Genomic DNA, 6261 nt, shown 5'->3' on the forward strand with positions numbered 1-6261 from the left:
CCGGTTCGATGAGCGGCGTGGAGGAAACGGACCGTGGGTGAGACTCGGCGAGAAGGCGAGCGAGAGCGGACCTTCGCAGCAGGCGCCGACGAGCCCGAGCGGCACCGCGCCTCCCGTCGACTCTACCGTTGGGGCGCACATCGAGGGCTCGCACCGCGTCCTTCTTTCACGTCCGGGCTGAGGTGGGAGCGCATCGTCATATCGATTGTGGCGTGCCCCATCAGCTCCTGGATGGCCTTGAGCGGCACCCCACGCATGGCGAGGGCTGGCGAAGGTGTGGCGCAGTGTGTGCCAGGCGATGGGCCGAATGCCCGCCCGCTCCGCGTTCCGGAGGATGGTCTCCGCGCAGGTGTGCTGGGGATTGCGGATGAAGCCGCCGTCCCGCAGGGGGAACACCCAGGGTGAGTCGATGCGCCGCAGGTACTCCCGCAGGGCATTCAGTGCCCGCTCTTTGGCGGTACTTCCCGCTCGCGCCCACCCTTCGGGGTGCCGAGGTGACCCCGGAGGAGGACGTTGCGCTTCACCAGCAGCCTCCCGGAGGCCTGGTCCACGTAGTCCCAGGACAGGGCTGCCAGCTCGCCGATGCGCGGGCCGGTGTTGAGGGCCAGGGAGATCATCGCCTTCCACCGGCCGGGCTCCGCGTGCGCCTCCAGTTGCTCCGCTTCTTCGAAGGCAGGTGCGCAGGTCTCATGCTGACGCTGGCGCGTACGCTCGGTGCGGTGCACCGCAAGAACGTTCTGCACCGTAATGTGAAGCGCGACAACATCCTCATTCGCTCGCGCAATGGGGAGTTCGTGCTGGTGGACTTCGGTATCGGAAACGTGCTTGAGGCCACGACGCTACTCGGTGCTGGCCTGCTACCGCCAGGGACGCAGGAATACGTGAGCCCGGAAGCGTGGCGCTTCCTCGGTGAGAACGTAGGAGAGCCCGTCACTTACAAGTCCCGCGTTTCGGACGAGCTGTGGGCGCTGGGGCGTCACGTTCTACTGGCTCCTCACCAGCCGGCTGCCGTTTGGCACTCGGCGTAACGCCCTCATGGTGAAGGCGATTCTCAGTCCAGGGAAGATGCAGGATTCCTTCAGGTCGCCATGTTATGGCCTGCTCAGTTATGAAAATGGTTCTGGATTCCATGGAACGCAGGCCGTTTTCACCCCTCGTGGAGACAACGTTTGAAGCTCTGAACAGAGGACAAGAGGTCCTCGCGGACAGGGTCGTTCACTGGAAGCTCATTTCCGGGTTGGGCAAAGAATGTCTCAACGCCATGTAGAATCGATTTACAGAGAACTGTGGACTCGGCTTCGCCAAGCTCTGTCGTTCCGCAACGAGCTGAGATACGCCCCTGCTTGGACTTCTTGAGCCAAACGGAAAAAGAGGAGTCCGTTCCGACGAACCTATACTCAGACCGCTCCCCCCTCAACAGCGTCTCCAGTCCGTAGAGAAGATCCGTAATGGCAATGGCCAGCATCATTGCCTGGTCTGGGCTCTTTCCACGCGATGTGCAAATTCCTTTTTCCCCCCGAAAAAGTCATGTGCCCCAGATCGAATCCTGAACGCTCTGAGCCCATCTGCTCATCGAGCCACTCACACTGAAATACGACCATTCAATCCCCCTCTCTTGATGGAAAACATTGATGACCCGAATCGCCTCATCCCATTTCGCCACGTCACGAATGCGTTGACATCCATTGATTCCTGGTCGCACGGATTCGAGGCAGCAGGAGCTGTTCACACTCCTCGTCCGACCAGGTTCCACCAGGAAAGACGTGCCATGCGCCAGTAGCAGCAGCATCTCCCAGAGATAGGCAGAATGCTTTCTGCGGGTATGCGATGGTCTTGATTCTTCCTTTGGACGCATCGAGCGACAAATATTCGAGCAGCCAACGCATCATTTCACATACTCCATGGCCTGCTGCGGCCATTTTGCGCAGCTGGACAATCAAGCTCATGTCCAAGCTCGTGTTGATTCCCATGGCCTCATGCCTCATTTGGTGAACTACATCGTCCTTCGACGAGACTTGACTCGACCGAAAGAAGCCTCCGAGTCCGAGCCTGGCGGTTTCACTGCCGACCGAGACGCTCGGAGACGGCACGGAGCATCGCCCCCAGACGGTTGAAATCCACCGTGGTGACGATGCCTCCCTCCAGCACCCGCTGGAGCTCCGCCCAATCATCGATGAGAGAGCCCACGCAGAGCGACGGCTCCTTCTGGAAGTCGGTCCACTCCGGGGGCTCGACTACCCAATAATAATCCATGTCGTCGATCTCCAGGGCGCTGACGCCTGCCTGCTGGAAGTTCTCGACGAGTCTTGTCAGCAGGAGGGGGAGTTGCCGCAAATGGATGTCGATGCGCACGGAATTGCTCGCCCCAGGGGTCGAGGTGGAAGGCTCGAGGATGCGGTCGGAGACGACACGAATCACGGCTCCCAGACGCTCGAAACCAACCGCAGTGGGCGTGCCGCCCTGGAGCACCCGCTGAAGTCCTGCCCAGTCCTCCAGGAGAGAGCCCACGGACAGCTTGGGCTCCTGGTGGAACTCGGTCCACTCCGGGGATCTGACAACCCAATAACGGTCCATGTCGTCGATTGTCAGGACGTCGATGCCAAGCTGCTGATACCCCTCGACGAGCCTCGTCAGGGCCAGAACCAGCTGTTGTAAACGAATTTGCATACGCTCAATCGCCCCCATTCAACGCCCGCAGCGCTTCTTCGACTTTTCTCAGCTCCCCACGCTGCTTCATCAATTGCTCCTCCACTTCTTCAATTCGTCCCGAAATGATCTTCCGTTGAATTTCAGGAGGCTGGTTCTTGAGCTTTCCAAGATTATCGTTGGCGAAGGGAGCGGTACGGTACTCCAGCAGCTTCTTCTCATGTTCCTCGACCAGCTTGATGAAGCTTCTTCTTGACTTTTCGAGTTGCGCTCTCGTCAGGCTCAAATAGGGATTCTTGGTTTTACTCCCCGGGGGCTGGTCATCCTTGCTGGCCATGTGGAGGATGGAGATGGTGCCCACGCCCGCCTCCAGCGTGGTCGTCACTGTGCCCGCTGACACCGCCACCGTCCTTACCGCCAGCAGCCCCTCGGCCGAGAGGGACAGCACCGGCACGGTGGCCTCCAACCCGCCCAACGTCCTCGTCAGTGTGCTTGTCGTGCCCCCAGCCGTGCCGAACGTGACGATGAGGTTGGTCGTCAGCTTTGAGAGCGCCTTCACCTGCTCGCCGCGAGTCATGTACCGGAAGCGATCGAGGTACTCCGGCGAGGAGGCAATGAGGGCCGCCACTCCCGCCGGGAGGTGTTGCAGCGCCGCGATGCTGTCCAGCGGGCGCGTGAGCAGCTGGCCCATGGCATGGTACAGCTCGACGAAAGCCTCCTCCGCGCCATCCAGCGAGCGGCCGATGTGTAGTCGGCGTCGTCGTACACCTCGGCCAGCCCGGGCCCTTCCATGATGGGGCGCAGTTGCGCATCTGCCTGCCGGAAGACCCAACCGCTGACGGTGTAGAAACGGCCCAGCTCGAAGGCTCCAGCGCGAAAGGCTTCCTCCTTCCACTCCACCGGGCCCACCTTCTGCTGGGTGCGTCCGTTGAGCGTCCAGGCCAGGTAGCCGTCCGGTCGCAGCACGGCCACCGTCTTGAATCGATCCACCCGGCGCAGCAGCTCCTCGCGGGAGACTTCCCCTCCCTCCAGCACCTCACGCAGCAGGTGGCAGACGGCCATGCGCGGCGGGAACGAACCCAGCGTCACGGGCTTGTTCAACAGCACCGCCAGCACCCGGGCCGCCTCCTGGGGCGTGAGGGGAGCGCGTCGCGGGGGCTCGTCGTTGACGTTGTCCAGGCCCGCGAGCAGCAGCAGGTACTCGAAGGCGTCCGCCTGCCTGGCCCCGCTGACCACCGCGCGCACGGCCATTTCGGCCGGGCTCACCATGGCCATCTCCGTGCCCTGTACGCGCTCACCCCGGCGGCGGAGCAGCCGAGTTGGTGCATTCGAGCCCGTGGCCGCGTGCTGGGCGTCACCACGTATCTCGACTGCCAGCCCAGGCGTGGCACGTGAGTTGCGGTCCAGGAGTGCACCGCGTCCCGCGGGTGGAGTCACCGTGATGCAGCCGGTGGATAGCACGACGGCTCCAAGCACCAGGGCCACCCACTTCCGCGGCATCTCAGCGGGCATGGTCCACTCCCAGGCCCAGGGATGCGAAGGCGCCCGGGCGCAGCATCCCGTCCGGCGCCGGGTCCAGGTGCGCCAGGTCGACCCCATCGGGTGGGTTGTCGGGCCCTTCCGCCTGAGAGAGGAGCAGTAGCACCAGCAGAGTGGATGTCATCAGCGCCTCCGATGGGTGACTCCCATTCTATCGGGTGCCCCGACAGCGCTGGACAACATGGACAACGCAGGCGGAAGTCGCCTCGCCTCGTAGGGTCCGTACTCCTCACTCCTCTCCAGCGGGTGAAGTTCATCGGGAAGTTGTATCGCTCCATCTGGTAGCCTACCCACTCCCGAGGTTGACCACATGACCGGACTTCAAGCGTCACTGTCCGGTGTCGCCGCTGGAGGAGCACCGTGAAGACCCCGCTGGAGGACGTGGTGCAGCCGGACATGGTGGTGGGCGGCTACCGCGTCGACAAGAGGCTGGGTGCTGGGGGCTTCGGCAAGGTGTACCTCGCGTGGCGCGATGGCGGCCCGTGCGCGCTCAAGTTCATCCACCTGGAGAGCGTAGGGGAGTGGGGTTGGCGCGAGCTGTTCATCATGCTCCGCCACGAGTTCCCCAACGTGGTGAAGCTGCTCAGTCACTTCAAGTGGCCGGAGGAGAAGCCCGAGTACCTGGTGCTCGTCATGGAGTACGTGCCGGGAGTGACGCTCTACCAGTGGGCCCGGGACAACAATCCGTGCGCCCGCGAGCTGGTGGAGAAGCTGCTGCCGCTCGCCCGGGCGTTTAAGGCGATTCACGCCGAGGAGGTGCTGCATCGGGACTTGAAGGGCGACAACGTGCTGGTGCGCGAGACGGATGGAGAGCCGGTGCTGGTGGACTTCGGCGCGGGCACCATGCCGGGCGCTCCTCGCGTCACCGGAGCCCTGGCCCCGGCCAACCTCCACTACCGCAGCCCCGAGTCGGTGGCTTTCTTCCTGCGCCAGGAGCGCAAGCAGGGGGAGCGCTACGAGTACGCGTTGACGGACGAGCTGTACGCGCTGGGCGTCATCCTCTACGTGCTCATCACCGACGTGTACCCCTTCGATGGCCCGGACGACGAGCTGTTGGGGGAGATTCTGGAGGGCGGCCCCAAACCCCCGCACGTGCGCAACTCCCGCGTACCCCGGGCGTTGAGTGACCTGTGCCTGCACCTGCTGGCCAGGGAGCCGCACGCCCGCGTGCCGAACGCCGAGTCGTTGTGCGAGGCGCTGGAGAAGCTACGGGAGGAGGCGAAGACGGATCCTCGCTGGGACATGACCCTGTGCTACGGCTGGACGGTGGACGGGCGCACCACCGAGGACGCGCCGGAACTGATGGGCGACGATCCCCAGGCGTGGCTGCGCCGGTGGATCCGGCAAAAGCCCAAGCGGGGCGAGCCGCCCGCTCCTCCCGTCGTAGTCCTCGACCCATCCGAGCCGCCCGCCACGAAGACCCTCCCCACGCTTCGTACCCGGGTGAGGCGGGCCGTTCCGGTCCTCCTCGTCGCCGTGGTGGGACTCGCGGGGGTGGGGTTGGGGCTGGGCCATGTTCTCGGCCAGCTCCAGCCGCCGCCTTCCACACCGATTCCAGGCCAGCCGAGCCTCACACCGACCCAGCCTGAAGGGTTCTCCCTGACTGGCTCGATGCCATGGGTCACGCGCGTTCATGAAATAGCGCCACCCTGGAAGCCGCCCGAAGCTGACGCAGGCGCAGCGCCCTCGAAGGCCGACACCTCTGCGCCCGTCACCACCATGACGCTCAGCTCGGGAACGACTCGCATGAAGAAGAAGGCCCCTGGCTCACAGGCGGAGCGGGAGAAGAAAGGCAACGGCTCTACCGGGGCCAACGTGCTGCTCGCCGCGGCCGCCGCCGCCAACATGGCCTGTGCCGGTGCCCAGGTTCGCAAGGAGCCCGCACCCCAAGCGTGCCCGGCCGGTGCTGTCGAGACCATGACTGGTCAGCTCGGCATTCCCGTTGGGGACCTGAGCCATCCCCTCATTTTAGCAGGGGAGCAAGGGAGCGGTGTGTAGGCTGAGTGGTGCGAAAAGTAGGACGGGCGCTATTACTTCTGCGGTCATGCGCAAGCCACGCCTCAATGACCAGCAGGT

At 64.0% G+C, this 6261-nt stretch carries 10 protein-coding genes; 3 read left to right on the forward strand and 7 right to left on the reverse strand.

Annotated features, from left to right (window positions below; genetic code table 11):
- Positions 1-181: hypothetical protein (locus tag NR810_RS51840; protein ID WP_257463596.1), on the forward strand; the 181-nt coding region annotated here is incomplete at its 5' end.
- Positions 182-437: 256 nt separating this feature from the next.
- Here NR810_RS51840 and NR810_RS51845 read toward each other — a convergent pair.
- A complete protein-coding gene (locus tag NR810_RS51845) occupies positions 438-617 on the reverse strand; it encodes a site-specific integrase (protein WP_257463597.1) in 180 nt (59 codons plus the stop codon).
- Positions 618-641: 24 nt separating this feature from the next.
- Between NR810_RS51845 and NR810_RS51850 the strand changes: the two genes are divergently transcribed.
- Positions 642-1028: a protein kinase domain-containing protein gene (locus tag NR810_RS51850; protein WP_257463598.1), complete on the forward strand. Its 387-nt coding sequence runs from the start codon at positions 642-644 to the stop codon at positions 1026-1028.
- 119 nt (positions 1029-1147) lie between these two features.
- Here the strand turns inward: NR810_RS51850 and NR810_RS51855 are convergent, their stop codons facing one another.
- The 6 genes from NR810_RS51855 to NR810_RS51880 all read right to left on the reverse strand — a co-directional run bounded on the left by NR810_RS51855 (position 1148) and on the right by NR810_RS51880 (position 4309).
- Positions 1148-1468 carry a hypothetical protein gene (locus NR810_RS51855; RefSeq protein WP_257463599.1) on the reverse strand — a complete coding sequence of 107 codons (321 nt, stop codon included), beginning with the start codon at positions 1466-1468 and terminating at the stop codon, positions 1148-1150.
- A 196-nt stretch (positions 1469-1664) separates the two neighbouring features.
- A complete protein-coding gene (locus NR810_RS51860; protein ID WP_257463600.1) occupies positions 1665-1970 on the reverse strand; it encodes a hypothetical protein in 306 nt (101 codons plus the stop codon).
- A gap of 88 nt (positions 1971-2058) precedes the next feature.
- Positions 2059-2685 carry a hypothetical protein gene (locus NR810_RS51865; RefSeq protein WP_257463601.1) on the reverse strand — a complete coding sequence of 209 codons (627 nt, stop codon included), beginning with the start codon at positions 2683-2685 and terminating at the stop codon, positions 2059-2061.
- The gene (locus tag NR810_RS51870) at positions 2672-3223 is read right to left on the reverse strand and encodes a hypothetical protein (protein ID WP_257463602.1); all 552 of its coding nucleotides are present in this window, start codon (positions 3221-3223) and stop codon (positions 2672-2674) included. Before NR810_RS51870 ends, NR810_RS51865 begins: the two co-directional genes overlap by 14 nt.
- On the reverse strand, positions 3220-4158 hold the full coding sequence (locus tag NR810_RS51875; RefSeq protein WP_257463603.1) for a hypothetical protein: 939 nt from the start codon (positions 4156-4158) through the stop codon (positions 3220-3222). The genes NR810_RS51870 and NR810_RS51875 overlap by 4 nt, the downstream gene beginning before the upstream one ends.
- Positions 4148-4309, reverse strand: a complete 162-nt coding sequence (locus NR810_RS51880; RefSeq protein ID WP_257463604.1) for a hypothetical protein — start codon at positions 4307-4309, stop codon at positions 4148-4150. The genes NR810_RS51875 and NR810_RS51880 overlap by 11 nt, the downstream gene beginning before the upstream one ends.
- A 236-nt stretch (positions 4310-4545) precedes the next feature.
- Between NR810_RS51880 and NR810_RS51885 the strand changes: the two genes are divergently transcribed.
- The gene (locus NR810_RS51885; protein WP_257463605.1) at positions 4546-6183 is read left to right on the forward strand and encodes a serine/threonine protein kinase; all 1638 of its coding nucleotides are present in this window, start codon (positions 4546-4548) and stop codon (positions 6181-6183) included.
- Positions 6184-6261: the final 78 nt, after the last annotated feature.

This window comes from Archangium lipolyticum, assembly GCF_024623785.1.
Lineage (GTDB): Bacteria > Myxococcota > Myxococcia > Myxococcales > Myxococcaceae > Archangium > Archangium lipolyticum.

Bases quoted from the DNA above. Each gene is read 5' to 3' on its own strand.
- NR810_RS51875 (WP_257463603.1), bottom strand. From the start codon at position 4,158: ATGCCCGCTGAGATGCCGCGGAAGTGGGTGGCCCTGGTGCTTGGAGCC.
- NR810_RS51865 (WP_257463601.1), bottom strand. From the start codon at position 2,685: ATGGGGGCGATTGAGCGTATGCAAATTCGTTTACAACAGCTGGTTCTG.
- NR810_RS51870 (WP_257463602.1), bottom strand. From the start codon at position 3,223: ATGACTCGCGGCGAGCAGGTGAAGGCGCTCTCAAAGCTGACGACCAAC.
- NR810_RS51855 (WP_257463599.1), bottom strand. From the start codon at position 1,468: ATGATGCTGGCCATTGCCATTACGGATCTTCTCTACGGACTGGAGACG.
- NR810_RS51860 (WP_257463600.1), bottom strand. From the start codon at position 1,970: ATGGGAATCAACACGAGCTTGGACATGAGCTTGATTGTCCAGCTGCGC.
- NR810_RS51845 (WP_257463597.1), bottom strand. From the start codon at position 617: ATGATCTCCCTGGCCCTCAACACCGGCCCGCGCATCGGCGAGCTGGCA.
- NR810_RS51880 (WP_257463604.1), bottom strand. From the start codon at position 4,309: ATGACATCCACTCTGCTGGTGCTACTGCTCCTCTCTCAGGCGGAAGGG.